At 70.5% G+C, this 25241-nt stretch carries 26 protein-coding genes and 1 tRNA gene; 15 read left to right on the forward strand and 12 right to left on the reverse strand.

Going from position 1 to position 25241, the window contains the following annotated elements; translation table 11 throughout:
• The 3 genes from Q8S40_RS16785 to Q8S40_RS16795 form a co-directional block, all read left to right on the forward strand.
• On the forward strand, window positions 1-446 hold a 446-nt coding region (locus tag Q8S40_RS16785), incomplete at its 5' end, for a hypothetical protein (protein WP_305671283.1).
• Between the two features lie 78 nt (window positions 447-524).
• Window positions 525-1451: an alpha/beta fold hydrolase gene (locus tag Q8S40_RS16790; RefSeq protein ID WP_305671284.1), complete on the forward strand. Its 927-nt coding sequence runs from the start codon at window positions 525-527 to the stop codon at window positions 1449-1451.
• A gap of 74 nt (window positions 1452-1525) precedes the next feature.
• Complete coding sequence (locus Q8S40_RS16795) at window positions 1526-2494, forward strand: radical SAM protein (RefSeq protein ID WP_305671285.1); 969 nt, start codon at window positions 1526-1528, stop codon at window positions 2492-2494.
• A 65-nt stretch (window positions 2495-2559) separates the two neighbouring features.
• Here Q8S40_RS16795 and Q8S40_RS16800 read toward each other — a convergent pair whose 3' ends face one another.
• The 3 genes from Q8S40_RS16800 to Q8S40_RS16810 form a co-directional block, all read right to left on the reverse strand.
• Window positions 2560-3519: a DUF6602 domain-containing protein gene (locus tag Q8S40_RS16800; RefSeq protein WP_305671286.1), complete on the reverse strand. Its 960-nt coding sequence runs from the start codon at window positions 3517-3519 to the stop codon at window positions 2560-2562.
• Window positions 3520-3598: 79 nt separating this feature from the next.
• Window positions 3599-4288: a cyclase family protein gene (locus Q8S40_RS16805; protein WP_305671287.1), complete on the reverse strand. Its 690-nt coding sequence runs from the start codon at window positions 4286-4288 to the stop codon at window positions 3599-3601.
• Between the two features lie 5 nt (window positions 4289-4293).
• Window positions 4294-4758, reverse strand: coding sequence for a MarR family winged helix-turn-helix transcriptional regulator (locus Q8S40_RS16810; protein WP_305671288.1), 465 nt, complete (start codon window positions 4756-4758; stop codon window positions 4294-4296).
• Between the two features lie 110 nt (window positions 4759-4868).
• Here Q8S40_RS16810 and Q8S40_RS16815 point away from each other — a divergent pair, with 110 nt between their 5' ends.
• Window positions 4869-5849: a glycosyltransferase family 2 protein gene (locus Q8S40_RS16815; RefSeq protein WP_370690781.1), complete on the forward strand. Its 981-nt coding sequence runs from the start codon at window positions 4869-4871 to the stop codon at window positions 5847-5849.
• Here the strand turns inward: Q8S40_RS16815 and Q8S40_RS16820 are convergent.
• Both Q8S40_RS16820 and Q8S40_RS16825 read right to left on the reverse strand, forming a co-directional pair.
• Complete coding sequence (locus tag Q8S40_RS16820) at window positions 5828-7426, reverse strand: DUF6311 domain-containing protein (protein WP_305671289.1); 1599 nt, start codon at window positions 7424-7426, stop codon at window positions 5828-5830. The two genes, Q8S40_RS16815 and Q8S40_RS16820, sit on opposite strands and share 22 nt — an antisense overlap.
• A 53-nt stretch (window positions 7427-7479) precedes the next feature.
• Window positions 7480-7737, reverse strand: coding sequence for a hypothetical protein (locus Q8S40_RS16825; protein WP_305671290.1), 258 nt, complete (start codon window positions 7735-7737; stop codon window positions 7480-7482).
• A 261-nt stretch (window positions 7738-7998) separates the two neighbouring features.
• Here Q8S40_RS16825 and Q8S40_RS16830 point away from each other — a divergent pair, with 261 nt between their 5' ends.
• From Q8S40_RS16830 to Q8S40_RS16865, 8 genes are all read left to right on the forward strand, one after another.
• A complete protein-coding gene (locus Q8S40_RS16830) occupies window positions 7999-8730 on the forward strand; it encodes a sugar transferase (RefSeq protein ID WP_304811973.1) in 732 nt (243 codons plus the stop codon).
• A 103-nt stretch (window positions 8731-8833) separates the two neighbouring features.
• Entirely contained in the window at window positions 8834-10354 is a 1521-nt protein-coding gene (locus Q8S40_RS16835; RefSeq protein ID WP_305671291.1) for an oligosaccharide flippase family protein, read from the forward strand.
• Window positions 10351-11394 (forward strand): glycosyltransferase family 1 protein, encoded by a 1044-nt coding sequence (locus Q8S40_RS16840; RefSeq protein WP_305671292.1) that lies wholly within the window; start codon window positions 10351-10353, stop codon window positions 11392-11394. The genes Q8S40_RS16835 and Q8S40_RS16840 overlap by 4 nt, the downstream gene beginning before the upstream one ends.
• Window positions 11391-12509, forward strand: a complete 1119-nt coding sequence (locus Q8S40_RS16845; protein ID WP_304811964.1) for a glycosyltransferase — start codon at window positions 11391-11393, stop codon at window positions 12507-12509. The genes Q8S40_RS16840 and Q8S40_RS16845 overlap by 4 nt, the downstream gene beginning before the upstream one ends.
• Window positions 12506-13399: a glycosyltransferase family 2 protein gene (locus Q8S40_RS16850; RefSeq protein WP_305671293.1), complete on the forward strand. Its 894-nt coding sequence runs from the start codon at window positions 12506-12508 to the stop codon at window positions 13397-13399. The genes Q8S40_RS16845 and Q8S40_RS16850 overlap by 4 nt, the downstream gene beginning before the upstream one ends.
• Window positions 13399-14271 carry a glycosyltransferase family 2 protein gene (locus Q8S40_RS16855; RefSeq protein ID WP_305671294.1) on the forward strand — a complete coding sequence of 291 codons (873 nt, stop codon included), beginning with the start codon at window positions 13399-13401 and terminating at the stop codon, window positions 14269-14271. Before Q8S40_RS16850 ends, Q8S40_RS16855 begins: the two co-directional genes overlap by 1 nt.
• Window positions 14271-15068 carry a YdcF family protein gene (locus Q8S40_RS16860; RefSeq protein WP_305671295.1) on the forward strand — a complete coding sequence of 266 codons (798 nt, stop codon included), beginning with the start codon at window positions 14271-14273 and terminating at the stop codon, window positions 15066-15068. Before Q8S40_RS16855 ends, Q8S40_RS16860 begins: the two co-directional genes overlap by 1 nt.
• Window positions 15069-15147: 79 nt before the next feature.
• Complete coding sequence (locus Q8S40_RS16865) at window positions 15148-15573, forward strand: hypothetical protein (protein WP_305671296.1); 426 nt, start codon at window positions 15148-15150, stop codon at window positions 15571-15573.
• A gap of 10 nt (window positions 15574-15583) precedes the next feature.
• Here the strand turns inward: Q8S40_RS16865 and Q8S40_RS16870 are convergent, their stop codons facing one another.
• From Q8S40_RS16870 to Q8S40_RS16890, 5 genes are all read right to left on the reverse strand, one after another.
• Window positions 15584-17161, reverse strand: a complete 1578-nt coding sequence (locus Q8S40_RS16870) for a glycosyltransferase family 39 protein (RefSeq protein ID WP_305671297.1) — start codon at window positions 17159-17161, stop codon at window positions 15584-15586.
• 118 nt (window positions 17162-17279) lie between these two features.
• Window positions 17280-18266 carry a tripartite tricarboxylate transporter substrate binding protein gene (locus Q8S40_RS16875; RefSeq protein WP_305671298.1) on the reverse strand — a complete coding sequence of 329 codons (987 nt, stop codon included), beginning with the start codon at window positions 18264-18266 and terminating at the stop codon, window positions 17280-17282.
• A 79-nt stretch (window positions 18267-18345) separates the two neighbouring features.
• Window positions 18346-18771, reverse strand: a complete 426-nt coding sequence (locus Q8S40_RS16880) for a thioesterase family protein (protein ID WP_305671299.1) — start codon at window positions 18769-18771, stop codon at window positions 18346-18348.
• The gene (locus tag Q8S40_RS16885; protein WP_305671300.1) at window positions 18771-19997 is read right to left on the reverse strand and encodes a thiolase family protein; all 1227 of its coding nucleotides are present in this window, start codon (window positions 19995-19997) and stop codon (window positions 18771-18773) included. The genes Q8S40_RS16880 and Q8S40_RS16885 overlap by 1 nt, the downstream gene beginning before the upstream one ends.
• A complete protein-coding gene (locus tag Q8S40_RS16890; RefSeq protein WP_305671301.1) occupies window positions 19994-21769 on the reverse strand; it encodes a feruloyl-CoA synthase in 1776 nt (591 codons plus the stop codon). The genes Q8S40_RS16885 and Q8S40_RS16890 overlap by 4 nt, the downstream gene beginning before the upstream one ends.
• A 111-nt stretch (window positions 21770-21880) precedes the next feature.
• Between Q8S40_RS16890 and Q8S40_RS16895 the strand changes: the two genes are divergently transcribed.
• The 3 genes from Q8S40_RS16895 (at window position 21881) to Q8S40_RS16905 (ending at window position 23950) form a co-directional block, all read left to right on the forward strand.
• A complete protein-coding gene (locus Q8S40_RS16895) occupies window positions 21881-22354 on the forward strand; it encodes a MarR family winged helix-turn-helix transcriptional regulator (protein ID WP_305671302.1) in 474 nt (157 codons plus the stop codon).
• 61 nt (window positions 22355-22415) lie between these two features.
• Window positions 22416-23189: a crotonase/enoyl-CoA hydratase family protein gene (locus Q8S40_RS16900; RefSeq protein ID WP_305671303.1), complete on the forward strand. Its 774-nt coding sequence runs from the start codon at window positions 22416-22418 to the stop codon at window positions 23187-23189.
• A 2-nt stretch (window positions 23190-23191) separates the two neighbouring features.
• Complete coding sequence (locus Q8S40_RS16905; protein WP_305671304.1) at window positions 23192-23950, forward strand: SDR family NAD(P)-dependent oxidoreductase; 759 nt, start codon at window positions 23192-23194, stop codon at window positions 23948-23950.
• Between the two features lie 8 nt (window positions 23951-23958).
• On the opposite strand, the gene Q8S40_RS16910 is transcribed toward Q8S40_RS16905, so the two are convergent.
• Together Q8S40_RS16910 and mnmA are read right to left on the reverse strand one after the other, a co-directional pair.
• Window positions 23959-24035 (reverse strand) — tRNA-Met (locus Q8S40_RS16910).
• 48 nt (window positions 24036-24083) lie between these two features.
• Window positions 24084-25181 carry a tRNA 2-thiouridine(34) synthase MnmA gene (mnmA, locus tag Q8S40_RS16915; RefSeq protein ID WP_305671305.1) on the reverse strand — a complete coding sequence of 366 codons (1098 nt, stop codon included), beginning with the start codon at window positions 25179-25181 and terminating at the stop codon, window positions 24084-24086.
• Window positions 25182-25241 lie beyond the last annotated feature (60 nt).

Consider the following 25241-nt stretch of genomic DNA (forward strand, 5'->3'; position numbering starts at 1 on the left):
CCCGCCCGCCCCCCGCACCCCCCGCCGCCGCCCGGCCGCCGCCGCCATTGCATGAGGTTGCGGCCGGCTGGTCCTTCAGCACCGCCAGCAACACCTGCACCGCCCGCATCACCCATCCGGACGCCGCGCTTTCCGTCACCGCCGGGCCGGAGGCGCGGGTCGATTTCGTGGCGCGCGGCACCGATGCGGCGCCGCGCATCCTCAGCCTGGCGTTTCGCGGGCCGGAAGGCGCCTGGTCCCGCCGCCTCGCCGCCCGCGGGGCGGAGGGGGCGGGCGTGACGCAGCCGCTATCGCCGGCCACGCAGCGCCGGGTGCTGGCCCTGCTCGGCGGCGGCACGCTGACCTTCGCCCGCCCCGGTGCCGCCGCGCTGCGGGTGACGCTGCCGGATGCGGGCGTGTCGGGCCGCGACTGGTTCGGCTGCCTCGCCCGGCTGCAACCGGCGTGACGGCAGGAATTCGGCGGCCGGGGCATCGACAGCGGCGCGCAGCTCCGCATCTATCGCCGGGATGAAGAACGATCCGCCATGCGCGCCCTGATCCTGATCGCCGCCCTGCTGCTGGCCGTGCTGCTGGTGGCCGGCTTCTGGCTTTATGCCCCGGACCGCCCCCGCGCGGCGCTGGAGGCGCGCTATGCCGCCGCCCCCTCCGCTTTTCTGGAGATCGACGGCGTCCGCCTGCATCTGCGCGACACGGGGCCGCGGGAGGCGCCGGCCCTGATCCTGCTGCACGGCTTCGGCAGCAGCCTGCACACCTGGGATGAGGTGGCGGCCCTGCTGGAAGACCGGCTGCGGGTGATTCGCCTGGACCTGCCCGGATTCGGCCTGACCGGCCCCGACCCCTCCGGCGATTATTCCGACCCGCGCGCGATTGCGCTGATCGCGGCGCTGATGGACCGCCTGGGCGTGGCGCAGGCGCATATCCTCGGCAGTTCCATGGGTGGGCGCATCGCCTGGCGCTTCGCCGCGGCACAGCCCGCGCGCGTGATGCGGCTGGTGCTGATGGCGCCCGATGGCTTCGCCGCCCCCGGCCAGGGCTACGGCGCCGCGCCGCGCGTGCCGCTGCTGATGCGGGTGCTGCCCTACACCCTGCCGGAACGCCTGCTGCGCGCCAGCCTGGCGCCGGCCTATGGCGACCCTGCGGTGCTGACCCAGGACCGCTTCGAGCGCTACCGTGACATGATGCTGGCCCCTGGCGTGCGCCAGGCCATCGTGGACCGCATGGCCGGCCATTTGCTGCCGCCGCCGGAGCCGATCCTGGCCACCATCCGCGCCCCCGTCCTGCTGCTGTGGGGGGAACGGGATGGCATGGTACCGGCCGCCCACGCCGCGGATTACCAGCGCGTGCTGCAAGACAGCCGCCTTGTCACCCTGCCCGGCCTTGGCCATGTCCCGATGGAGGAGGCGCCGGAGGACGTGGCCGCGGCGCTGCGCGGTTTCCTGCTGGGCGAATGAAGGGGGCGTAACCCCACAGTCCCGGCCGGCGAAGCTGCGCTGAGCCATTCCCGCACCGCCAGAAGGATCGCGATTTGTCCACGCTCAGCCCGACCATCCCGCGCCCCCTCGCCGCCGAGAAATTCCAGGACCCGAGGGTAACCGCCAAGGGGGAGCGCCGGGCGACGGTGGCGCTGGCGGGGCTGGAGACGCTGTGGGTGAACACGGGGTCTCTGTGCAACATCACCTGCCGCGCCTGCTTCATGGAAAGCAGCCCGCGCAACGATGCGCTGGCCTATATCTCCGCTGGCGAAGTCGCGACCTATCTGGATGAGGCGCAGGCCGGCGCGCTGCCGCTGCGGGAGGTGGGGTTCACCGGCGGCGAGCCCTTCATGAACCCGGGCCTGCTGCCGATGCTGGAGGATGTGCTGACCCGCCCCGGCGCGCTGCGGGCGCTGGTGCTGACCAACGCCATGAAGCCGCTGCGCCGCTACGCGGAGAAGCTGCTGGCGCTGCGGGACCGGGTGGATACGGACCGCCTGACGCTGCGCGTGAGCCTGGACCACCACAGCGCCGCGCACCATGATTTCGAACGCGGCGAAGGCAGTTTCGCGGCGAGTCTGGAGGGCCTCGGCTGGCTGGCGCGGCACGGGTTCCGCGTGCATGTCGCCGGCCGCGCCAGCTTCGGCGGGGAGGATGAGGCGGCGATGCGCGCCGGCTTCGCCCGGGTTTTCGCGGAACACGCCATTCCGATCGACGCCACGGACCCTTTGGCGCTGATGCTGTTTCCGGAAATGGACGCGACGGTGGATGTGCCGGAGATTACCGAGGCGTGCTGGGGGATCCTCGGCAAGCACCCGGACCAGATGATGTGCGCGTCTTCCCGCATGGTGGTGAAGCGCCGCGGCGCGGAACGCCCGGCGGTGGTGGCCTGCACCCTGCTGCCCTACGACCCGCAATTCGAGCTGGGGGCGACCCTGACGGAGGCGGCTCGGCCGGTGGCGCTGAACCACCCGCATTGCGCGAAGTTTTGTGTGCTGGGGGGGGCGAGCTGTTCGCGGTGACGACGCACTTCAACCCCAGGCCAAAAACAGCTTTGTCCACCCGAAAAATCAGACTTGCCCCTTCCTTAAAGTCCAGCAAGTGACCATTCGTCCCAGTCTAATCCGGTTGTAAACTTTCCCTCTGAGAGGCCGTTAAAGACCTCTGTAGAATAAACCGATGCCGGCCAACGACGCTGCGGACCCTCGGCCGAGCCCCACATGTTTACTAGCCTGTAATAGTCAGCAAGGTCGCGCATCGAAATGTCGCTCCAGGCGAGGCCTTGTATTACGTTAGCTAACAGGGCGGCAATCGGTCTGAACGTCAATTCTTGTCTCTGCGTCCCTGGAGACGCGCACACCATGGATGTGATAACCCCCCAATCACCCCCAAGTTCTTTTTGTAGTTCCTCCTGTATGCTGGGGAACCAGGAGGCAGCATAATAGGGCGCGTATGAAAAGGTCCACGTTGCTAGATCTGCAACACAAATAACATCAAGCTCGAAGCGCGGATGAGTGATTTTTTCCCTTGCGCTGTGCAGGGCCTGAGCCACGTTTTCCTCAGGTTTCGATTTCTTACCCTTCCAGGAATGGGAGTGGGCGAGCACCCCATAAATGGGGGAAGATCGAAGCTCGCGTCGCGGCGAACCGAATCGCGGTTTAATTAGATTTTTAAATGCCTCGCACCTCTTGACTGAATCGGCGACATGCACGGCCTTTAAAGTTGTTTTGCATTCAAACGCAGCGGCTACGCCGTCTGCTAGCCAAATTTTTTTCTCAAGTAGTTTCCTTGGATAGGATGGCTTTAATATCAGGACGTCGATTTGAGGTGACGTGGTACCGTCATGGCTCAGGAGGCGCCCCTTTGTTCTCACGTGGTAGTTGGGGGGCAGCCATTCTCGCAGTAAGGCAGCCCAATTTTCTTCCCCCTCATCACCTGCCGTACCAGGATCTTCGGCGGCTCGCGCATAGATTCGGCCGTACTCAGAGGCCATCTCTTCTGTTATCTGTGCCATAAAGGTGTGAAGTTCATGAGGTGTCGTTGACATAGAAATGCTTCCTCGTCCGCCGCTGCCCTCATCGCGTCGCGCAGAGTCACCGCGTCCTATTCTTGAGACTTTACCTATCCTACCCCACCACCGCCACAGCCCGGATCGGACTCGCCGTGCCCCCGCGTATCTTCAGTGGAAACCCAATAAACCGGAACCGCCCGCGCCCCACCACGGCCTCCAAATTCGCAAGACATTCCATATGCGTAATACCCCGCTCCGCACAAGCCATATGCGCCCGAAAATTCAGCTCCCCTTCCGGCGCGGGGCTGATCGCCTCCACCCCGAACATGCCAATCCCCTGGTCCGCCAGCCAATGCACGCTCTCCACCGCCAGCCCCGGAAAGTCGTGCAGATAGCCGGGCTTGCCGAGCAGCCTTGCATTCACCCCCATATGGATCAGCACGGTATCCCCCGGCCGGATCTCCTGGCCGGATGCCGCCAGCGCCGCCTCCATCTCCGCCACCGTCACCGCGTGTTTCAGCGGCACATGGGACAGGTCGAGGCAGATCGCCTCCGTGTAGAATTTCTCCAGCGGCACTTGGTCGATGCTGGCCGCCCCCGGCCGAGGGTCGAAATGCACCGGCGCGTCCACATGCGTGCCGGCATGGTCGCTCATCGACAGGAAAAGCGCCTTGCTGGTGAAGGTGGTGGCGCCGGCCACCTTCTTCTCCGCATGGTCGTTCCACACCGTCATCACCACCGGCGGGTGGCTCGGGTTGGTCTGGGTGCGGTGGAAGATCTCGCGCGACAGGTCGATGAGTTCCATGATCGCTACTCCTTGGGGGTCTGTCGGCGCGCCTCGGCCTGAAGCAGGCGGATCGCCTCCTCCAGCGCCGCCAGCGTGCCGGGGGGCAATGCGGCGCGAAAGGCTTCGTCGCGTTCGCGGGCGGCCTGCATCAGGCCGTGCTGCAAGGCGGCGCCGGTTTCGGACAGGCGCAGCGCCACCTCCCGCGCATCCTGCGCGCCGGTCGCCCGCTCCACCAGGCCGCGCGCCACCAGCGCCTTCACCGCGCGGGATGCCTGCGCCTTGTCGAGGCCGGATTCGCGCGCCAGGTCGCGCAGCGTCAGCGGCGCGAAGCCGCCGAGCAGCGCCAGGATGCGCCATTCCATCAGGCTCACGCCGAAATCCCGCCGATAGCGCCGCGCCGCGCCCCGGCTCAGCGCATTGGCCAGGCGGTGGATGCGGTAGGACAGCAGGTCGCGGATGGTTTCGGGCGCCGGGGGCGGGTCTGACATCGCGCTGAGGATCAGCAGGCCGGTTGAGCGCGTCAACTGCCCCGAATTCGCCGCAGGTCGTTGGCAGGATGCCCACCATGTCCACGCAGACCGCCACCCGCCTGCCCCCCCTGCCGCTCGGCGCCACCGCGCGCCCGGCGCTTTCCGTCGTCGTGCCCGCCTATAACGAGCAGGAGGTGCTGCCCGCCTTCCACGCCAGGCTGGTGCCGGTGATGGAGGGCATCGGCCTGCCGTGGGAGGTGGTCTATGTGAATGACGGCTCCCGCGACGGCACGCTCGGCGTCATGCTCGGCCTGCGGGCGGCGGATGCGCGGGTGTCGCTGGTCAATCTCAGCCGGAATTTCGGCAAGGAAATCGCGCTGACCGCCGGGCTGGACCATGCCGGGGCGGACCAGGCGGTGGTGGTGATCGACGCCGATTTGCAGGACCCGCCGGAGGTGATCCCGGACCTGGTCGCCGCCTGGCAGCAGGGTTTCGACGTCGCCTATGCCCGCCGCCGCGCGCGCCTTGGCGAGACCTGGCTGAAGAAGGCCACCGCGGCGGGCTTCTACCGCGTCATGAAGCGCATCGGCGGCAAGGTGGATTTGCCCGCCGATACCGGCGATTTCCGGCTGATGAGCCGCCGCGCGCTGGATGCGCTGCTGGGCCTGCGCGAACAGCACCGCTTCATGAAGGGGCTGTTCGCCTGGGTCGGCTTCCCCTCCACCCCCGTGCTGTATGACCGCGACCCGCGGGCGGCGGGGGAATCGAGCTGGAACTACTGGAAGCTGTGGAACCTGTCGCTGGAGGGGATCACCGCCTTCACCGTGGGTCCGCTGAAGATCGCCACCTATCTCGGCCTGCTGACGGCGATCGCGGCGCTGGTCTATGGCGTGCTGATCATCATCCGCACCATCCTCTACGGCAACCCGGTGGCCGGCTACCCGAGCCTGATGGCGGTGGTGCTGTTCCTCGGCGGCGTGCAGCTGATGACGCTGGGCATCATCGGCGAGTATCTCGGCCGCATCTTCAACGAGACGAAGCGCCGGCCGCTGTACATCGTGGAACGCCACATCCCGAGCGAGACGAATCAGCGGCAGCCGATGAGCTGACCGCCCTCCAACTGGCCAAGGGGGGCCGGGCCGAGGGTTCGGCAATCGGCGGCGGGGACCAGCGGCAGCAGCGCGGGCTGTGCGGCGGGCAGGAACAGGCGCAGCTCGCCGGGGGCCAGCGGGGCCGAAGCCAGCGCCTCGTCCCGGCAGACCGGGGCCTCGCGCCAGCGGGCGACATACATGGTGCTGGCCGGCACGGCGCGCTCCGCGGCCAGGGCCAGGATTTCCAGGGTCAGGGCGTGGCTGCCGGCGGCATCGGGCGGGGTCACGCAATGCCAGCTCGGCAGCAGGGTCAGCGCCCGGGCGGTGGCGAATTCGGCGCGGAGTGCGGGCGCATCGATGTGCCAGGCCGGGCGGGCCTGCGCCCATCCGGCGATGGCGGCGCGCAATGGCGTGGCGTCGACGAATTGCAGCAGCCCGGCCGCCAGGCACAGCACCGGCCGCACGCGGGCCAGCAGCACCATCGCGGCCAGCAGCAGTGCATAGGCCACCGGCCAGAAGAAGCGGCCGGAGGCGCGGAACTGCTCCAGCACCGCCGGCGGCGGGCCAAGGTCCAGCACGATGCGCTGGCCGAACCCCACCTGGAAGGACGCCGCCAGCGCCGTCAGCCCCAGCAGCACCACGGCCAGCCCGGCATGGCGGCCGAGCCTGCGCCAGGCGAAGCGCGGCCGCAGCAGCAGCCCGGCCAGCAGCGCCGCCAGCAGCCCGACACCGAGCCAGTTGTAGCCCTCCCACCCGCCATGCCCGGTGGCATCGAGCTGCGGCGACCAGGGCCAGCCGGAGAACAGGGACCCCGCCGGCCAGAAGGGCGAGAGCAGGTTCAGCGCGTAGCGCCCATAGCCGCCATCGCCCTGCGCGCCGAGATAGCCGAACCCCGCCATCACCGCCGCCACGGCGCCGAGGCAGACGGCCACCGCCAGGGCCGGCCCGATGAAGGCCTCGCCGCGCAGCAGCCGCGTCGCCGGCACCGCGCCGAGCAGCGCGAGCGTCATCGCCGCCAGATACGGGTGCACCAGCAGCGCCGCCACCTGCAGCACCCCCGCCGCCAGCCACAGCGAAACGCGCGGCCGCGTCACCAGCCGCAGATAGATCCCCAATCCCAGCAGCAGCAGGAAATGCCCGCACAGCGCCGCATGGCCGAAGCGCCCGATCCACGCCGGCATCGACGCCGCGGCGAGTGCGATGCCGAGCGCCGGCAGCAGCCGCTTCTCCCCAGCGCTGCGCAGCGCGAAGACGGCGGCGACCGGCTGCGCCAGCCAGGCCAGGCCGTAGAACAGGCCGACGCCGTGGAAACCCTCCGGCAGCCAATCGCGCAGCGCCTTCAGCGGCAGCGCGAGCAGTGGGATGGAATCGGCGAAGGCCGTGTTCATCCCGCCCGCCTGGGTGTTGAGGTTCAGCGCCAGGGTCGGCGGCCAGCGCCAGGCATCGGCCATCAGGTAGCGCTGCGCCACCATGTGCTGCGCCGCGTCGCCGGCCGGGCGCCAGCCCTGCCCGGCCACCGGGAACAGGAAATCCAGCGGAAACACCCACAGCGCCAGCCCGATGCCAAGGGCGAGCGCCGCCAGGTAGGATAGCATCGCGGTCTGGCGGTCGGTCAGCGTGGCGGCCCTTGGGACGGAGGCCGCGTCGTCTACAGCAACTTCGCCGCGGCGGAAATCGCCGTCCAGGCCTGCGCCGCCCGCCCCTGGAACGGCAGCCCGCAGGCCAGCAGCCCCACCGCCCCCCAGAACACGGCGGACAGCGCCACCGCCAAGACCAGCCCGCGCGCCGGGCTGCGGTGGCGGGGGGCTGGCAGGCCCCAACGCGCACCGGGGCGGCGCGGCGGCTTGGGCGGGGTGGGCGTCTCGGGACGCGAAGGCGGGGCGTTGCGGCGCGCCGGGTTGTGCATGCCCAATTATGGCACAACCTGGGCGAGAATGAGCCCTGAAAAGCGGCGGATCAGGGAATTTTTCGTGGTTCCGCACGGGTTTCGGCCCGCGCCACAATCCCGCCGCAAGCGCGTCGCAAACCCGCCCGGCCCAGTGACTATTTCACATCTCAAGGGAATGGACCCCGACCTGATCCGCCACCGGCCTTGCGCCGGGGGGGATCGGCCAGGGGTCCGGTCTCACCAAACCTCGCGGCCCCCGCCGCATCATGAGGACCCTCCATGCCTGGCCTGGAAGTCGTCCATGCACTGGTTCGAGAGCGCGAAACCCGCAGCTCTCTCTTCGCCTACGCCCCCTCGGCGGTCGAGCCGCAGGGGCCTGCGCTGGCTGCCGCGCCGACGGCGCAGGCCTTTGCCAAGCGCGCGCTGGATGTGGTCGGCGCGGCCACGCTGCTGCTGTTCTGCCTGCCGGTCTTCGTGATCATTGCCGCCCTGGTGAAGCTGGATGGCGGCGCCGCCTTCTATGCGCATGAACGTGTGGGCCGTGGCGGGCGCCTGTTCGGCTGCCTGAAGTTCCGCTCCATGGTGGCGGATGCGGATCGCCGCCTCGCCGCGCTCCTGGACCGCGACCCGCAGGCCCGCGCGGAATGGGAGGCCACGCGCAAGCTGAAGGCCGACCCGCGCGTGACCGCCATCGGCCGCTTCCTGCGCGCCACCTCGCTGGATGAGCTGCCGCAGATCATCAATGTGCTGAAGGGCGAGATGAGCCTGGTCGGCCCCCGCCCGGTGCAGGCCGCCGAGCTTGCCGTGTATTACGGCCCGGCCTCCACCCATTACATGGCGGTTCGCCCGGGCATCACCGGCCCCTGGCAGATCGGCGGCCGCAATGACACCTCCTACGCCCAGCGCGTGGCGATGGATGTGGCCTATGCCCGGCACCCTTCCGTGCTGAACGACATCCGCATCCTGCTCCGCACCCCGATGGCGGTGCTGGCGCGGCGCGGCGCCTACTGAGGGCGGCGCTGCCGCTTCCCATCGGCGGCGGCGCGGTTCATACCGCGCCGGAGTACAACCAGGGGCCGGCCTTCGCGGCCGGCCAGGCAGGAATGGCGCAGTCATGGCCGATTCGGCCGAACATCGCGCCTCTGGCGGGCGGCTTCTTTCCGGCACGCTGTGGAATGCCGCCGGGCGCGGGCTTCCCCTGCTTCTCGCGCTGGCGCTGACGCCGGTTCTCATCGGGCAGATGGGCGTGGACCGCTGGGGGCTGTTCACCCTGGCACTCGCCCTCGTTGGCGTCTTCGGCGTCTTCGACCTCGGCGTTGGCGCGGCGCTGACCCGCGCGCTGTCCGCCCGCATCGGCGCTGGTGAGATCGAGGGTGCGGCGGAACTCGCCGGCGCCGCGATCAGCGCCCTGGCGCTTCTCAGCGCCCTCATCGCAGCCCTGGCCTTCGCCTTCATCCCCGCCTTGGTAACCGGCGTGCTGAACACCCCGCCGGAATTGCAGGCGGAGGCGATCACCGCCTTTCGCTGGCTCTGTGCCGCGGCGCCGCTGGTGGTGGTGAATGCGGCGCTCTGGGGCACGCTGGCGGCGCATCAGCGCTTCCGGGAAGCCAATCTCGCCGCCATTCCCGTCGCCATCTTCTACTATCTCGGCCCGGTGCTGGTGCTGATGGTCTGGCAGAGCCTGGTCGGCGTGATCCTGGCGCTGCTGGCCTGCCGGCTGGCCAATACCCTGTCCTATGCCTGGCTGGCGCGGCGGGACCTGCCCGGGCTGCGCCCCGCCTGGCCGCGCTGGGTTCTGGTCGCGCCGCTGCTGCGGATGGGCGGCTGGATGAGTGCGTCGGGCGTGCTGACCCAGGCGCTGCTCTATGCCGACCGCTTCCTGGTCGGCGCGCTGCTGACGCTGGCGGCGGTGGCCTACTACGCCACGCCGCTGGACCTCGTCATGCGCATGTGGATCCTGCCGGTCGCCGTCGCGCAGGCGCTGCTGCCGGCCATGGCCAGCGCCTATCTGTCCCATGCCGAGGCCACCGCGGGGCTGCTGCGCCGCGGCGCGCTGCTGGTGATGGCAGCGGTGCTGCCGGCCTGCCTGGTGCTGGTGGTCTGGGGGCCGGAAATCCTCGGGCTGTGGCTCGGGCCGGATTTCGCGGCGAATGGCGGGCGGGTGCTGCAGATCCTGTCGGTCGGCGTGTTCTTCTCCTGCGCCGCCTTCGCCCCCGGTGCGCTGCTGGATGCGATCGGGCGGCCGGATGCCAATGCGAAGTGGCAGTTGTTGCAGGCGCTGGTCTTCCTGCCGCTTTCCGCCCTGCTGCTGCTGTCGCTCGGCATCGAGGGGGCGGCTGCCGCCTGGGCGCTGCGCTGCGCCACCGACGTCTTTGGCCGGCTGTGGCTGGTGACGCGGCTCTACCCCCCGGCGGGCGAGGCCGCGCGCCAGCTGGCCCTGCCGCTATTCGCGGGCGGGCTGGGCCTCGCCATCCTGCTGCCCGGCCTGCTGCCGATCCCCCTCGCCCTGGCGGCCCTGGCGGCATTCCTCCTCGCCGGCACGCTGGCACTGACCGCGGCGGAGCGGCGCGATGCCCGCAGCCTGCTGCGCCGCCCCTGGCGCATCCGCGCCGTGCTGCGCGGAGAACCGGCATGACCCTCGCCATCAACGCCCGTTTCCTGACCCAGAAGATGAGCGGCGTGCAGCGCTTCTCGCGGGAGGTGGTGACGGCACTCGCCGCCACCGGCCACCCGATCCGCCTGCTCGCCCCGCCCGGCGCGCCGGGCGAATTCGCCGGGCTGCCGGTGGAGCGCATCGGCCGCCGCAGCGGCCAGCCCTGGGAACAATTCGACCTGCCCGGCGCGCTGGCCGGCTGCCACCTGCTGAACCTCGGAAATACCGCGCCGCTGCGGGTGGGCGGGGGGCAGACGCTGGTGATCCACGATGCCGGGGTCTTCGATACGCCCGAGAGCTATTCCTTCGCCTTCCGCGCCTGGTACCGCGCCCTGCACTGGACCCTGCCGCGCCGCGGCGCCCGCATCGTCACCGTCTCCGAATTCTCCCGCACCCGGCTTTCGCTGCATCTGGGGCTGCCCGCCGCGCGGATCGGCGTGATGGCGGAGGGCGGCGAACATGCGCTGCGCGATGCGGCGGAGCCGGATGTGCTGGCCAGGCACGGGCTGCAGCCCGGCCGCTTCGTGCTGGCCGTCGGCACCCGCGCCGCGCACAAGAACCTGGATGCGCTGCGCGATGCGGTGGCGCTGCTGGCCGCCCGCGGCATGAAGCTGGCGGTGGCCGGCGCGGCCGATGCCGGGGTGTTCCGCAATGCCGGCGATGTCGATTCCGCGGTGGCACTCGGCCGGGTCAGCGATGGCGAGTTGCGGGCGCTGTATGAAGCCGCGCTCTGCCTGATCTTCCCCTCACGCTATGAGGGTTTCGGCCTGCCGCCGCTAGAGGCGATGTGGTGCGGCTGCCCGGTGCTGGCGGCCGCCGCCGGTGCGGTGCCGGAAGTTTGTGGCGATGCCGCCTTGTGGTTCGACGCGGAAGGCCCGAACACCCCCGCCGCGGCGCTGGCGCGGCTGCTGGAGGACCCGATCCTCGCCGAGCATCTGCGCCTCGCCGGCCGCGCCCGTGCCGCCACCTTTTCCTGGCCCGCCGCGGCGGACCGGCTGCTCGGCCTGCTGGAGTTACGATGAAGACCGCCATCATCCATGAATGGCTCGACAGCTACGCCGGGTCGGAGCGGGTGCTGGAGCAGTTGTTTGCGATTTTTCCCGATGCCGACCTGCATGTGGTCTGCGATTTCCTGCCGGAGGCCGAGCGCGGCTTCCTTGGCGGACGCGTGCCGCGCACCTCCTTCATCCAGCGCCTGCCACGGGCGCGGCGCTGGTTTCGCTACTATCTGGGATTAATGCCGATCGCGGTGGAGCAATTCGATCTCTCGGGCTACGATCTGGTGGTGTCTTCCTCCCACGCCGTCGCCAAGGGGGTGCTGACCGGGCCAGGAACGCTGCATGTCAGCTACGTCCACAGCCCGATGCGCTACGCCTGGGATCTTCAGCACCAGTATCTGCGCCAGGCGCGGATGGAGGGCGGCGTGAAGGGTGCGCTGACGCGCTGGCTGCTGTCGCGCCTGCGGGCCTGGGATTTCGCCTCCGGCGCGCGGCCGGATGTGATCGCCGCCAACAGCGCCTGGATCGCCGAGCGCATCCGCAAATCCTGGCGGCGCGAAAGCGTGGTGATCCACCCACCGGTGGATCTTGAGGGCTTTCCCTTCCAGGCGAGCAAGGGCGCGGATTACGTCGTCGCCTCCCGCCTCGTGCCCTACAAGCGCATCGACCTGATTGCGGCGGCCTTCCGGCGGATGCCGGAGAAGCGCCTGATCATCGCCGGCGACGGGTCGGAGATGGGGCGGGTGCGGGAAGCGGCGGGTGACGCACCCAACATCACCATCCGCGGCCGCGTCAGCCAGCCCGATCTCGTCGCCCTGCTGGCCTCGGCCCGCGCCTTCGTCTTCGCGGCGGAGGAGGATTTCGGCATCGGCATGGTGGAAGCCCAGGCCTGCGGCACCCCGCTGATCGCCTATGGCCGTGGCGGCGCCACCGATATCGTGCAGCCCGACGCCACCGGCGTGCTGTTCCCGCACCAGACCCCGGAGAGCCTCATCGACGCCGTGACCCGATTCGAAACCCTCTCGATCTCGCCCGAAGCCTGCCGCGCCAATGCCCAGCGCTTCTCCCGCGCCGTCTTCCGCGACCGCATGCAGGCCGTGGTGCAGGACGCGCTGGTGGCGCGCGGGATGGCCGCATGAGCATCCGTTTCAGCCTGGTTCTCGCCACCCGCGGCCGCACCACGGAACTGGTGGAATTCCTCGACAGCGTCACGCTGCAGGCCCGCGACGATGTCGAGGTGATCGTGGTGGACCAGAACGAGGATGGTCGCCTGGCGCCGCTGCTGGCGCCCTTCGCGGAACGGCTGCGGCTGACGCATCTGCGATCCTCGATCGCGCGCGCCAACCATGCCCGCAATCTCGGCCTGCGCCAGGCGCGCGGCGCGCTGGTCAGTTTCCCGGACGATGACTGCCTGTACCCGGCAGGGCTGCTGGCCCGCGTCGATGCCGCCTTCGCGGCCGACTCGACGCTGGCGATCCTGACCGGGCCAGCGGAGAATCCGGCGGGCGGTCTCGGCTCCGGCCGCTGGCGGCGGGAAGCCGGCGCGATCACCGCGGCCAATGCCTGGACCAGCGTCATCGAGTTCAATCTGTGGCTCCATCGCGACCTGGCGCTGCGCCTCGGTGGCTATGACGAGACGATGGGGCCGGGCACGACGCTCGGCTCGGCCGAGGGCAACGACCTGGTTCTGCGCGCGGTCACGGTTGGCTACAAGGCGATCTATGACCCCGCCCTGCGCGTCATCCACCCGGATAAGCGGCTTTCGGAGGTCGCGGTGGCGCGGGCCTGGCTGTATGGCAACGGCCTCGGCTTCGCGCTGCGGCGCCATTCCGTGCCGGCCAGCGTCTGGGCCCCCTTCGCGATCCGCCCGCTCGGCGGTGTGGCGCTGAGCCTGCTGCGGCTGCGGCCACGCGATGCGGCCTATTACGGCATGACCTTCCTCGGCCGGCTGCGCGGCTACATCCGGCGCGATGCGACGGCCGGGCGCATCCGCCCGGCCATCCAGGGCCGACCCCTGGACGGCGGCTGATGCGGCTGGCAATCGGCATCGCGACGCGCGGCCGCGCCGCCATATTGGGCGAGGTGCTGGCCGAGATCGCGCGCCAGACCAGCGCACCGGATCGTGTGCTGGTCTGCCACGTGACGGAGGAGGATGTGGCCGGCCTGCCGGTGCGCTTTCCGCAGGTGGAATTCCTGGCCAGCCCCGCCGGCCTGCCGCGCCAGCGCAACGCCATCCTGGATGCCTGCGCGGATTGCGACGCGGTGCTGTTCCTCGATGATGATTTCCTGCCGGCGCCGGACTACCTGGCGGTGACCGCGCGCATCCTGGCCACGCATCCGGACTGCGTGGTCACCACCGGCACCGTGATCGCGGATGGCGCCAAGGGTCCGGGGCTTTCGGTGGCGGAAGGCCGCGCCCTGCTGGAAGCCGATGTGGCGCCGGAGGATGCGCTGTCCGTCACGCCGCATTTCAACGGCTATGGCTGCAACATGGCCTTTCGCCTCGCCCCGCTGCGCGCCCATGGCATCCGGGTGGATGAGGCGCTGCCGCTATATGGCTGGTACGAGGATATCGACGTGACCCGCGCGCTCGGCCGGCATGGCCGCATCCTGCGGCTCGCGGGCGCGCGCGGCGTGCATCTCGGCAGCAAATCCGGGCGCGTGTCCGGGCTTCGGCTCGGCTACAGCCAGGTGGCGAACCCGGTCTATCTGGCCCGCAAGGGCACCTTCCCCTGGAGCCACGCCATCCCCTCCGCCGCGCGCCATACCGCGATGAATGCGCTGCGGTCCCTGGCGCCGGAGCCGCATGTGGACCGCTTCGGGCGCTTCCGCGGCAATCTGCTGGCGCTGGCGGATCTGCTGCGCGGCCGGGCTCATCCCATGCGGATCCTGGAACTGTGATGCAGGACGCCTTCTTCGTGCTGTCCAAGCTGGTCTGGGCGGTGCTGCGGCCGAACACGCTGGCGCTGATTCTGGCGGTGCTCGGGCTCGCGCTGGTCTGGCGCGGACGCCGCTTCGGGCGCTGGCCGCTGGCGCTCGGGCTCGGCTGGTATGTCGCGGTCTTCGCCCTGCCGGTCGCAGCCCTGCTGACCCTGCCGCTGGAGAACCGCTTCCCGCGCCCGGCGACGCCGCCGGCGCAGGTCACCGGCATCATCGTGCTGGGCGGCGCGGTAGAACAGCGGCTGACGGCGGCGCGCGGCATCCCGGCGCTGAACGGCGCGGCGGAGCGGATGACGGAAGGCGTGGCGCTGGCGCTGCGCCACCCGGAGGCGCGGCTGGTCTTCACCGGCGGTACAGCAGCCGTGGACCAGACCGGCCCCACCGAGGCCGAGACCGCCCGGATGCTGTTCACCGATCTCGGCCTACCGGCCCAGCGCGTGGTGCTGGAGAATGAAAGCCGCAACACGCATGAAAACGCGGTCTTCACCCACCGCCTGCTGAACCCCCGGCCCGGCGAGACCTGGCTACTGGTGACATCCGCCAGCCACATGCCGCGCAGCATGGGGGTATTCCGCGCGGCGGGATGGAGCATCACCGCCTGGCCGGTGAACTACACCACCGGTGATGACCCGGCGCTGTGGTGGGACAACCCCTTCCCCACCAAGTTGAACCATGCGGAATGGGCGCTGCGGGAATGGGTGGGACTGACGGTCTATTGGCTGACCGGGCGGACGGGCGCGTGGTTTCCAGGGCCGTAAGGCGCCCTGCGGATGCAATACTCTCACAATAGTTTGTATACTGCGCCGAATGGGCCGATGCTGTCTGGCAGAGGTGCGCATGACCAGCTTTCCGTTCTACCGGCGCTTTGCCATCGACCATCATCTGACCCCCCGGCAGATCCGCGGCAGCGGGCTGCTGCTGATCTCGCTTGGATTGCTGCTGCTGGGCTTCGCGGCAATGGCGTCCGCGGCGTTGCTGCATGTGCCCTTCCCCGAGCAGTGGCTGCCGCCTGGCCTGGCGCTGGTGAAGCGCCCCGTGCTGCTGTCGGAGGGCACCGTGCTGATGATGGCGGCCGCCGCATTCGCCTTCCTGGCCATGATACTCGCGGCCGCAACCTGCCTGCAGGGCGTGTGGCAACTGGCCTTCGGCAGCCGCAATGTCGCGGTGATCGATTCACTGCTGGTGCTGGGCATGTTGATGCTGACAGGCGGGGTGTCGGCCTCGCTCCTGTTTGCTCGGCCGATCAGTCGGCTGCTGGGCTGAGGGCGCGGCCTCAGCCTTCCGGGCTGGTCTGGTCCCGCACCCGGTAGATCTCCACCGGCCCGCGCCGCTCCGCCACGGTCGAAGCCAGCTCATAGCCCGCCGCCACCGCCGCCATCACCTGCGCCGCCGCCGCCGGGCGCATGGTCTGCATCCAGGCACGATCCACCACAATCACGCGGGGGCGGGCGGCCAGCACGCGGTCCAGCTCGGCCGTCGTGTTGGTGTCCGACAGGTCTTCGAAGAAGCCGGTCAGGTGCGGCGGGAAGGGAAAGCGGGTGGCGATGCGGACCCCGGCGATGACGTAGACGCTGGTGTGGTAATTGGCGATGAAGGCATCGCCGCCCGGCCCGGCAGCTTCCGCCACCGCCGCCGCCACTTCCCGCACCGGGTCGCGATGCATCAGGCCGGGCCCGCGATCCAGCCGGTCCCGCATCTCCGGCACCCAGCCCTGCAACGCGAGCACCAGCACCATGCCGGCCAGCACCGGTCGTGTCAGGCCCGGCCGCGCCACCAGCAGGGCCAGGTGCCAGACGCCGACCGCCGCCAGCAGGGACAGCGGCGGCAGCCACAGAAGAAAATAATGCGCGAAGAAGAAGCCCGGCCCGGCAATGGCCAGGCTGGCGGTGCCGAACCAGGCCAGCGCCACCGCCGTCAGCAGCGCCGCCGGGCCACGCGCCGCGCCGCTGGGCCGCCACATCGCCAGCGCCACCAGCGCGGCCACGAACAGCAGGGTGAGTTGCACGGCCGCCGCGCCGATCCGCCGCGCCGCCTCCGCCGGCTCCATGCGTTCCATGGAATAGCGGAACGGCGCCAGGATCGAGCCGTCGAGATAATCGGCCAGCCAGCCCTGCGCCCAATAGACCAGCAGGAAGGCCAGGAAGGGCGCGGCGCACAGCCCGGCATAGGCCGCCGCCATCGCCAGCGCCCGCCGCCACGGCAGCAGGCGCCGCCACAGCGCCGGGCCCAGCAGCACGGCGAAGGCGAGGCAGCCCGTCGGCACCGCCACCTGCTTCACCACCAGCGCCCAGCCCACCAGCAGCCCCATCACGACCAGCGAGCCCCAGCCCGGCGCGCGCGGCGCCGGCCCCAGCGCGCGGGCCGCGGCATGGGTGGCGATCGCCATGGCGGTGGTGACGAAGGGCGCGATCAGCAATTCGGTGTTGGTGCACAGCCCGCTCAGCAGCAGGGTATGCGCGGCATAGGCGATGCCCGCGGCCACGCCTATGCTGCGCGGCGCACCCGCCGCCCGCACCAGGCCGAACAGCGCAAAGCCGGTGGCGATCACGCAGATCAGCCCGAGCAGCCGCACCGCCTCCACGGAGATGCCGAAGGCCAGGAAAGCGAGGGCGAACATCGCCGGCGCGCCGATCGGGTGCATGTCCCAGGCAGCGACCAGCGGCCAGCCGCCGGCAAGCCATTCACGGGCCTGCACCATGTACAGCCCCTCATCCGTATCGACCACGGCGGGGACGAAGCTGGTCAGCCGCAGCAGCACCGCCGCGGCGAGGATCAGCAGCAGGCAGGCCGCATCCGCCCAGGCGAGCCGGGCGTTGCGCGTGGGGTTGGGTAGAATCTGGCCGTCCAGCATGGCATCTCACGCGGGCGTGAAGGGTCCGCACGCCACCCATCCCAAAGGCAGCGCGCGGATGCAACCCGGTTTCAGCGTGACATTGCCCCGGCTCCGTGGCTTTCCGTGGGCAGGATGCTCAGTTCTCGGGCCGGAAGCCGCTTTCCTGCACGATGGTGGCGTATTCGTCGCGTTCCCGCCGGATCAGGTCGGCAAAGGCCTGCGGGCTGGCGGAGACGGTGGGCAGGTATTCCAGCCGGTCCAGCGCCGCCACCATATCCGGCATCCGGGCCACCTGGGTGATGGCGGCGTGCAGGCCATTGACGATCGGGGCTGGCGTATTGGCCGGCAGTGCCACGCCGAACCACTCATCCTTGGTGAATTGCGGATGGCCGAGCTCGGCGAAGGTCGGCAGGTCCGGGTAGCGCGGATTGCGCTGCGGGGAGGAGATGGCGAGCATCCGCGCGCCGCTGCCATGCTGTGGCGAAATGTCGCCGAGCACGCCGATGAACAGCGGCAGCCGCCCGCCGACCAGGTCCTGCATGGCCGGCGCGGCGCCGCGATAGGGCACATGCGTCATCGGCACATTCAGCGCCTTGCCCAGCATCACGCCGAGGAAATGCGGCGCGGAGCCGGCGGCGGGCGAGGCGAAGGGCACATCCCCCGTCTGCGCCTTCAGCCAGGTGACCAGTTCCGGGAAGGTCTTCGCCGGATGCCCGGAAGGCACGGCTGCGGCGAAGGGGAAGGAACAGACGGTGGAGACGGGCGTGAGATCCGTCAGCGCGTCGTAGCGCACCTCCCGCGGGAAGACATGCGGCTGCAGGGTCAGCATGGAGGCGGGGGTCTGGAGGTAGATGCTGCCATCCGGCTCGCCGGCCTTCACCGCCTCCACCGCGATGCGTCCGGCGGCGCCGACGCGGCCCTCGACGATGATGTTCGGGGCGTAGATGCCGCGCAGCTTCTCGGCATAGAGCCGCGCCACGACGTCGGAGGACCCGCCAGCCGGGAAGCCGACGATGGCGCGGACCGGGCGGTTGAGGGTCTGGGCAAAGGCGGGTGCGGCGAGGCCGGTCAGCGCGGCGGCGCCGAGGCCCAATACGCCTCGGCGGGGAATGGTCAGGCTCATCTTGGTCTCTCCTCCTGCGGCGTCGTTGCGCCTGTTGTTGCGAACAATGCCCGGCTGCTGGCCGGGCACCAACGGATAATCAGCCGAAGGCCGCGATCACCTCCGGCGGGATGGCCACGCCACGGATCCGCGCCGGGTCGTCCGGGTGGCGGCCGGCCCAGACGCGGGTCTCGAACCCCTCCACCGCCAGGGCGCCATCCGCCCGCAGCAGGCGGTGGGTGACGTCGAAGGAGGACCGGCGGAACTCGGTGACCTGGGTTTCCACCACCACCTCGTCCCCGAAGGTGCAGGGGGTGGAGAATTTGGCGCGCGTATCCACCATCGGGATGCCGATGACGCCATGCGTGGCCGCCCAGGCGATCTGCTTCATGCCGAGGGCATGCTGGAACAGGGCGGCGGTGCAGGCGTCGAAATAGGCGAAATAGCGCGGGTAGAAGACGATGCCGGCGGCATCGCAATCGCCCCATTCGATGGTCAGGCGACGGCGGTTCACAAGACTGGGCATCAGGCGGCCTCGATCAGCAGCGCGATGCCCTGCCCGCCGCCGATGCAGGCCGAGGCGATGCCGTAGCGCCCGCCGCGCAGCCGCAGCGCGCGCGCGCAGGTGACGGCCAGGCGGATGCCAGTGGCGGCCAGCGGATGGCCGAGCGCGATGGCGCCGCCATGCACGTTGAGCCGCGCCTCATCCAGGCCGAGTTCGCGCGCACAGGCCATGACCTGCGCGCCAAAGGCCTCGTTGATCTCGAACAGGTCGATCTCGCCGAGGGTGAGGCGCGTGCGTTCCAGCAGCGCGCGGATCGCCGGCACCGGGCCGATGCCCATGATCTCCGGCGGGCAGCCCACCGCCGCGGCGGCCACCAGCCGCGCCAGGGGTTTGCCAGCCCGCGCATGGGCGCCGTCGCAGACCAGCGCGGCGGCGGCGCCATCGACCACGGCGGAGGAATTGCCGCCGGTCTGCACACCGCCGAAGGCCGCCCGAATCTTCGCGAGTGCCTCCGCGGGAGAGGGTCGCGGATGCGTATCCGCCTGCAGCTCCGCCACCTTGCGCGGCAGGGTGATGGCGCGATCGCGCAGGCCTTCGCGCGCGAAAGTCGCGTTGGTGATGGTCAGCACCTCATCCTCGAAGAAGCCAGCGTCCCGCGCCGCCAGCGCGCGCGCAAAGGATCGCGCGGCGTATTCATCCACCTCAGTTCGTAAGATGCCGTGGCGCCTGGCCAACTCCTCCGCCGTGCCGCCCATGGACAGGCCACAGGCGGGATCGTCCAGCGCCTCCCATAGGAAATCCTTGAACTCCACCGGCGCGCCGAGGTCGAAGCCGGTGCGGTGGGTGAAGGCGGCGATCGGGTTGCGGCTCATGCTCTCCGCCCCAACACACAGCGAGATTCCGGCGCCCTGTCGCTCCACCGCATTGGCGCCCTGCACCAGCGCCTCGATCCCCGTGCCGCAGACGCGCTGCACCAGCAGCGCCGGCACCTCCATCCGCACGCCCGCATACAGGCCGATGTGGCGCGGCAGCATGTAGGCGTCGAAGCTCGCCTGGGCGACGGAGCCGGCGACGACATGGCCGATCCGTGCCGCATCCACGCCCGCTTTCGCGATCACGCCGCGCGCCGCCGCGATGCCGAGGTCGATCGGCGAAATCTTCGCCAGCACGCCGCCGAGATCCGCGAAGGGCGTGCGGGCGCCGGCGAGCAGCCAGGCATCCTGCCATTCGGTGTGCAGCGCGGTCATGCCGAGATCTCCGCCAATCGGATGATGTCCGGCCCGGGCGGGTCGGCGTAGAGGCGTTCCACCAGTGCCGCGCGCTGCGCCAGCACGGCGCGCTGGTTGATCGAGCCCTTGTCGGTGATCTCGCCGGCATCCAGCGACAGCGGCGCGTCCAGCAGCACGGCGCGGGTGATGCGGTTGGAACTGCCGGTGGCGGTGGCGGCGAGCTGCGCCAGCCCCTGTTCCAGCCGCGCCGGCAGATCGGCCACGCCGGCACAGGCCTCGCGGTCCGGCAGCAGGATCGCGGCCAGGCTGTCGCGGTCCTGGCCTGCGATCACGGCGTCCTTCACGTAAGGGGCGAGTGCCGCGACCAGCCTGGCGCGCAGCGGGCCGACGCTGACCCAGGTGCCGGTGGCCATCTTGAAATCCTCGGTGATGCGGCCGTCGAAGCGGAACCCCTTGTGCAGGTCTTCGGGATCGAGCGGCACCAGCGCATCGCCGAATTTATAAAAGCCTTCCTCATCGAAGGCGGCGGCGGTGGCCCGCGGGTTGCGCCAATAGCCCGGCGTGATGGAGGGCCCCTTCACCCGCGCCTCCATCTTGCCGGCGACCGGCGCCAGCTTCATCTCGAGGCCCGGCGCCGGCAGGCCGACGGCGCCGGACTCGGAAAAGTCTTCCCGCACGATCAGGCAAAAGGGCGCGGTCTCCGTCGCGCCGAGGCCGGTGAACATCGGGATACGCCGCCCGCATTCGGCCAGGGCCAGCTTGTCCAGCGCGTTCCAGATATGCTGCGGCAGGCCGGCGGCGGAGTAGAACATCATCCGGAGCTTCGAGAAGAACACGCGCCGCAGCGCCGCATCCTGCGTCAGGTGATGCACCAGCTCCTCGAAGCCGCGGGGGACGTTGAAGTGGATGGAGGTGGCGATCTCGCCGAGGTTGCGCAGCGATTCGGCGTAGCCGCCGGGCACCGGCCGCCCGTCATCCATGTAGAAGCTGCCGCCATTGTACAGCGCCAGGCCCAGATTGTGGTTGCCGCCGAAGGTGTGGTGCCAGGGCAGCCAATCCAGCAGCACCGGCGGGTCCTCCGCCATGAAGGGAAACGCCTCCCGCAACATCTGCTGGTTGGCGCACAGCATCCGATGCGTGTTGATCACACCCTTGGGCTGCCCGGTGGAGCCCGAGGTGAACAGGATCTTGGCCACGTCATCCGGCCGCACGGTGGCGGCGGCGGCGGCCACGGTATCCGTCGGCGTCGTGCCAAGCCATGCCGGCATCTGCACCGCATTCAGCACTTCGGTCCCCGCCGGCACCGCGGCGGCGATGGCCGGCGCGAAGCGCGCGGCGTCATTGGCGAAAACCAGGCCCGGCGTCAGCAGATCAAGACAGTGCCGCAGCTTCGCAAAATCCTTCGCCAGCAGCGAATAGGCGGGCGAGACCGGCGCCACCGGCACGCCGACATGCAGCGCCGCCAGGGTCAGCATCGCCTGGTCAAGGCAGTTGCCCGAGAGGAACACCAGCGGCCGTTCCGCCGACAGCCCGCGATCCAGCAGCCCCTGCCCCAGCGCCTGAACCGCCTGCCACATCTGTGCATAGCTGATGCGCCGCCAGTCGCCGCCCGCTTCCCGCTGCGCGATCAGCGTGCGCTCCGGCGCAGCCCGGGCAAAATGCTGCAGCCGTTCCGTCAGGCAGCGCGGATAGGCACCCAGCGCCGGCACCGGCGTGACCAGCACCGCGCCATCCGGCCGCCGCGCGATCCGCACGGGGGCGGCGCCCATCGGCTTGCGGGCTGCGGACATGTCTTCCTCCCGCACCGGCGACCAGCAACCGGCATCGTGATTGTTATGTACTATAATAGTATGGCCCGCGCCCTCTTCCAAGCGGGAAGTGAAATCCTGTAAGGCACCGCCATGGCCCAGCCCCGCCGCCTGTCCGCCGACGCCCGCACGGTGCCGGAGCAGCCCGATCTTTCGCCGCTCGACGACAAGCTCGGCTTCTGGCTGCGCCTGGCACAGCAGGCGAGCTTCGATGCGCTGCATCGCGGCCTCGGCCCGCTCGGCCTGACGCCCGGCCGGCTCGGCGTGCTGCTGATGCTGGAGGCCAATCCGGATATCCGCCAGGCGCTGCTGGCGGAGGCGCTGCACATCAAGCCCTCCAACCTCACCGTGCTGCTGGCGGCGCTGGAACAGGAAGGCCTGATCCGCCGTACGGAGGAGGAGGGCAATCGCCGCGCCAATTGCCTGCGCCTGACACAAGCCGGCCGCACCCTGCTGCGGCAGGGAGAGGCCGCGGAAGCGCAGGCGGAGCGGGATCTGGCGGAGGGACTGAGCCCGGCCGAACGCCGCGCGCTGCTGGCCGCGCTGCGCCGCATCGCCGAGGCCTGAATGCTTGCCGCAGCTGGCGGCGAGCCCTATCGTTATAGACCATAACAAACGGGAGGCGCCGATGGCCGAAGCCTTGGTCAGCCTGGAGTTGCGCGACCGCGTCGCCTGGATCGGCCTGAACCGCCCGGCCAAGCGCAACGCCATCAATGATGCGCTGCTGGCGGCACTGGATGCGTCCGTGGCGCAGGCGCAGGGCGCGGCGCGCGCCATGGTGGTCTTCGGCCACGGCCCCTGCTTCTGCGCCGGCCTCGACCTGTCCGAACACGGCGCCCGCAGCGCGGAGGCGGTGTTCCACCACTCGCGCAGCTGGCACGCGACGTTCCGCCGCATCCGCACCGGCCGCATCCCGGCGATCGCCGCCATCCACGGCGCCTGTGTCGGCGGCGGGCTGGAGTTGGCCAGCGCCTGCCACATCCGCGTGGCCGACAGCACCGCGATCTTCGCCCTGCCGGAGGGCACGCGCGGCATCTTCGTCGGCGGTGGTGCCAGCGTGCATCTGGCCCGCATCCTCGGCACGCCGCGCATGACGGACATGATGCTGACCGGCCGCGCGCTGGATGCCGCGGCCGCCGAACGCGCCGGGCTGATCACCTACCTCACCGATCCGGGCGGTGCCGCGGACCAGGCCGGGGTGCTGGCGGCGAAGGTGGCGGCGATGGCGCCGCTGACCGTGCTAGGCGTGCTGCAGGCCCTGCCCCGCATCCAGGACATGGCGGAGGACGATGGGCTGTTCGTCGAGAGCATGATGGCCGCCCTCGCCCAGACCGGGCCGGAAGCGCAGGCCGGGCTGGCGGCTTTCCTGGAAAAGCGCGCGGCCAAGGCGGGGGAGAGCTGAGCATGGATTTTTGGAACGCATCCGCGCTGGTCACCGGCGGCGGCTCCGGCCTCGGCGCCGCGACGGCGGAGGCGCTGGCGCGGCTTGGCGCGAAGGTGGTGGTGCTCGACCTCAACCGGGAGGCGGCGGAGGCCGTGGCGGCGCGCATCGGCGGCATCGCGGTGGTGGGGGATGTGGCGGAGGAAGCGCCGATGGCGCAGGCGGTGGAAGCGGCCGCGGAGTTGGCGCCGCTGCGCCTGGCGGTGGCCTGCGCCGGCATCGCCCCGGCCGGGCGCGTCGCCGGCCGGCAGGGGCCGCATGACCTGGCGATGTTCGAGCGGGTGGTGCGGGTGAACCTGGTCGGCACCTTCAACCTGCTGCGCCTGGCCGCCGCGCGCATGACCACGAACGAGCCCCTGGCGGATGGCCAGCGCGGCCTGGTCGTCGCCACCGCCTCCATCGCCGCCTATGAGGGGCAGATCGGGCAATGCGCCTATGCGGCCTCCAAGGGTGGCATCGTGGCGCTGACCTTGCCTGCGGCGCGCGAACTTGCGCGGTTTGGCGTGCGGGTGGTGACGCTGGCGCCGGGGCTGTTCCACACGCCGCTGATGGACACGCTGACGGCGGAGGCGCGGGAGAGCCTGGGGAAGATGCCGCTATTCCCGGCGCGGCTGGGGCGACCGGAGGAATATGCGGCGATGGTGCTGGCGGTGGCGGCGAACCCGTTGCTGAACGGGGAGACGGTGCGTCTGGATGGGGCGCTGCGGCTGCCGCCGGGGTGAGGGAATTGTGGTAGCGGCGAGCGGACTTGAACCGCTGACCCCGGCATTATGAGTGCCGTGCTCTAACCAGCTGAGCTACGCCGCCCCAGGCTCGTGTCCACCGCTCGGATGGACCCCGCAGGCGGGGCCGCGATTACGCCGCCGCCTCGGCCCTGTCAACGCTGGCGGCGCGCAGGAAGCCGCCGCCGAGCACCTGCTCGCCATCATACACCACGCAGGCTTGGCCGGCGGCGACGATGTTGGCCTCGTCCAGCGTCACACGCATCACCTGCGCGGCGCTGTCCCAGGCCACGGTCGCACCACGCGGCGCCTCGCGGCCCCGCAGCTTCACCTGCACCGGGCGCGGCGCCGTGGGCGGGTCCACCAGCCAGTTCACCTCGCCGGCCACCGCCTCCGTCCGCGCCAGCGCGGCGCGGGGTGCGACGACGATGCGGCGCCGGCCGGGCTCGATGGCGCTGACGAACAGCCGCTCGCCCGAACCCCCGCCGAGGCCGAGGCCGCGCCCCTGCCCCACCGTGTAGCGCCCGATGCCCTGGTGCTGGCCGAGCACCTGGCCGGAGAGGTCCACGATCTCCCCTGGCTCCGCGCTTTCGGGCCGCAGCTTGGCCACCAGGCGGTCATAGCTGCCCTCCGGCACGAAGCAGATGTCCTGGCTGTCCGGCTTGGCGGCAACGGCGAGGCCGAGGCGTTCCGCAACGGCGCGCACCGCCGCCTTGTCCGGCATGTCACCCAGCGGAAAGCGGCAGAAATCGAGCTGGTCGCGCGTGGTGGCGAACAGGAAGTAGGACTGGTCCCGCACCGGGTCCGCCGCGCGATGCAGCTCCGCGCCGTGCGGGCCTTCAACGCGGCGGGCGTAATGGCCGGTGGCCAGCGCCTCGCAGCCCAGGTCGCGGGCCAGCGCCACCAGATCCTGGAATTTCACTGTCTGGTTGCAGCGGATGCAGGGGATGGGCGTCTCGCCGCGCGCGTAGGTCGCCGCGAAATCATCGATCACGGCGGCGCGGAAACGGCTTTCACGGTCCAGCACGTAATGCGGGATGCCGAGGCTTTCCGCGACGCGGCGCGCATCGTGGATGTCCTGGCCGGCGCAGCAGGCGCCCTTCTTCTGGATGGCGGCGCCGTGGTCGTAGAGCTGGAGGGTAGCGCCCACCACCTCATGCCCCTGCTCCACCAGCAGCGCCGCCACCACGCTGCTGTCCACGCCGCCGGACATGGCCACCAGGATTCTCATGGCCGTGCCGCGTCCAGCCCCTGCTGCCAGAAGCGCTGCTCCAGCCGCGCGGCCTCGCCG

Source organism: Falsiroseomonas sp. (assembly GCF_030695085.1).
In the GTDB taxonomy this organism is placed as follows: Bacteria; Pseudomonadota; Alphaproteobacteria; order Acetobacterales; family Acetobacteraceae; genus Falsiroseomonas.

What these genes read in the sequence shown, in the direction of transcription:
- Q8S40_RS16855 (WP_305671294.1), top strand. Translation starts at nt 13,399, where the DNA reads ATGCGGCTGGCAATCGGCATCGCGACGCGCGGCCGCGCCGCCATATTG.
- Q8S40_RS16790 (WP_305671284.1), top strand. Translation starts at nt 525, where the DNA reads ATGCGCGCCCTGATCCTGATCGCCGCCCTGCTGCTGGCCGTGCTGCTG.
- Q8S40_RS16845 (WP_304811964.1), top strand. Translation starts at nt 11,391, where the DNA reads ATGAAGACCGCCATCATCCATGAATGGCTCGACAGCTACGCCGGGTCG.
- Q8S40_RS16820 (WP_305671289.1), bottom strand. Translation starts at nt 7,426, where the DNA reads ATGCTATCCTACCTGGCGGCGCTCGCCCTTGGCATCGGGCTGGCGCTG.
- Q8S40_RS16870 (WP_305671297.1), bottom strand. Translation starts at nt 17,161, where the DNA reads ATGCTGGACGGCCAGATTCTACCCAACCCCACGCGCAACGCCCGGCTC.
- Q8S40_RS16895 (WP_305671302.1), top strand. Translation starts at nt 21,881, where the DNA reads ATGGCCCAGCCCCGCCGCCTGTCCGCCGACGCCCGCACGGTGCCGGAG.
- Q8S40_RS16850 (WP_305671293.1), top strand. Translation starts at nt 12,506, where the DNA reads ATGAGCATCCGTTTCAGCCTGGTTCTCGCCACCCGCGGCCGCACCACG.
- Q8S40_RS16865 (WP_305671296.1), top strand. Translation starts at nt 15,148, where the DNA reads ATGACCAGCTTTCCGTTCTACCGGCGCTTTGCCATCGACCATCATCTG.
- Q8S40_RS16880 (WP_305671299.1), bottom strand. Translation starts at nt 18,771, where the DNA reads ATGCCCAGTCTTGTGAACCGCCGTCGCCTGACCATCGAATGGGGCGAT.
- Q8S40_RS16875 (WP_305671298.1), bottom strand. Translation starts at nt 18,266, where the DNA reads ATGAGCCTGACCATTCCCCGCCGAGGCGTATTGGGCCTCGGCGCCGCC.
- Q8S40_RS16900 (WP_305671303.1), top strand. Translation starts at nt 22,416, where the DNA reads ATGGCCGAAGCCTTGGTCAGCCTGGAGTTGCGCGACCGCGTCGCCTGG.
- mnmA (WP_305671305.1), bottom strand. Translation starts at nt 25,181, where the DNA reads ATGAGAATCCTGGTGGCCATGTCCGGCGGCGTGGACAGCAGCGTGGTG.
- Q8S40_RS16800 (WP_305671286.1), bottom strand. Translation starts at nt 3,519, where the DNA reads ATGTCAACGACACCTCATGAACTTCACACCTTTATGGCACAGATAACA.
- Q8S40_RS16835 (WP_305671291.1), top strand. Translation starts at nt 8,834, where the DNA reads ATGGCCGATTCGGCCGAACATCGCGCCTCTGGCGGGCGGCTTCTTTCC.
- Q8S40_RS16885 (WP_305671300.1), bottom strand. Translation starts at nt 19,997, where the DNA reads ATGACCGCGCTGCACACCGAATGGCAGGATGCCTGGCTGCTCGCCGGC.
- Q8S40_RS16905 (WP_305671304.1), top strand. Translation starts at nt 23,192, where the DNA reads ATGGATTTTTGGAACGCATCCGCGCTGGTCACCGGCGGCGGCTCCGGC.
- Q8S40_RS16830 (WP_304811973.1), top strand. Translation starts at nt 7,999, where the DNA reads ATGCCTGGCCTGGAAGTCGTCCATGCACTGGTTCGAGAGCGCGAAACC.
- Q8S40_RS16825 (WP_305671290.1), bottom strand. Translation starts at nt 7,737, where the DNA reads ATGCACAACCCGGCGCGCCGCAACGCCCCGCCTTCGCGTCCCGAGACG.
- Q8S40_RS16890 (WP_305671301.1), bottom strand. Translation starts at nt 21,769, where the DNA reads ATGTCCGCAGCCCGCAAGCCGATGGGCGCCGCCCCCGTGCGGATCGCG.
- Q8S40_RS16840 (WP_305671292.1), top strand. Translation starts at nt 10,351, where the DNA reads ATGACCCTCGCCATCAACGCCCGTTTCCTGACCCAGAAGATGAGCGGC.
- Q8S40_RS16810 (WP_305671288.1), bottom strand. Translation starts at nt 4,758, where the DNA reads ATGTCAGACCCGCCCCCGGCGCCCGAAACCATCCGCGACCTGCTGTCC.
- Q8S40_RS16805 (WP_305671287.1), bottom strand. Translation starts at nt 4,288, where the DNA reads ATGGAACTCATCGACCTGTCGCGCGAGATCTTCCACCGCACCCAGACC.
- Q8S40_RS16860 (WP_305671295.1), top strand. Translation starts at nt 14,271, where the DNA reads ATGCAGGACGCCTTCTTCGTGCTGTCCAAGCTGGTCTGGGCGGTGCTG.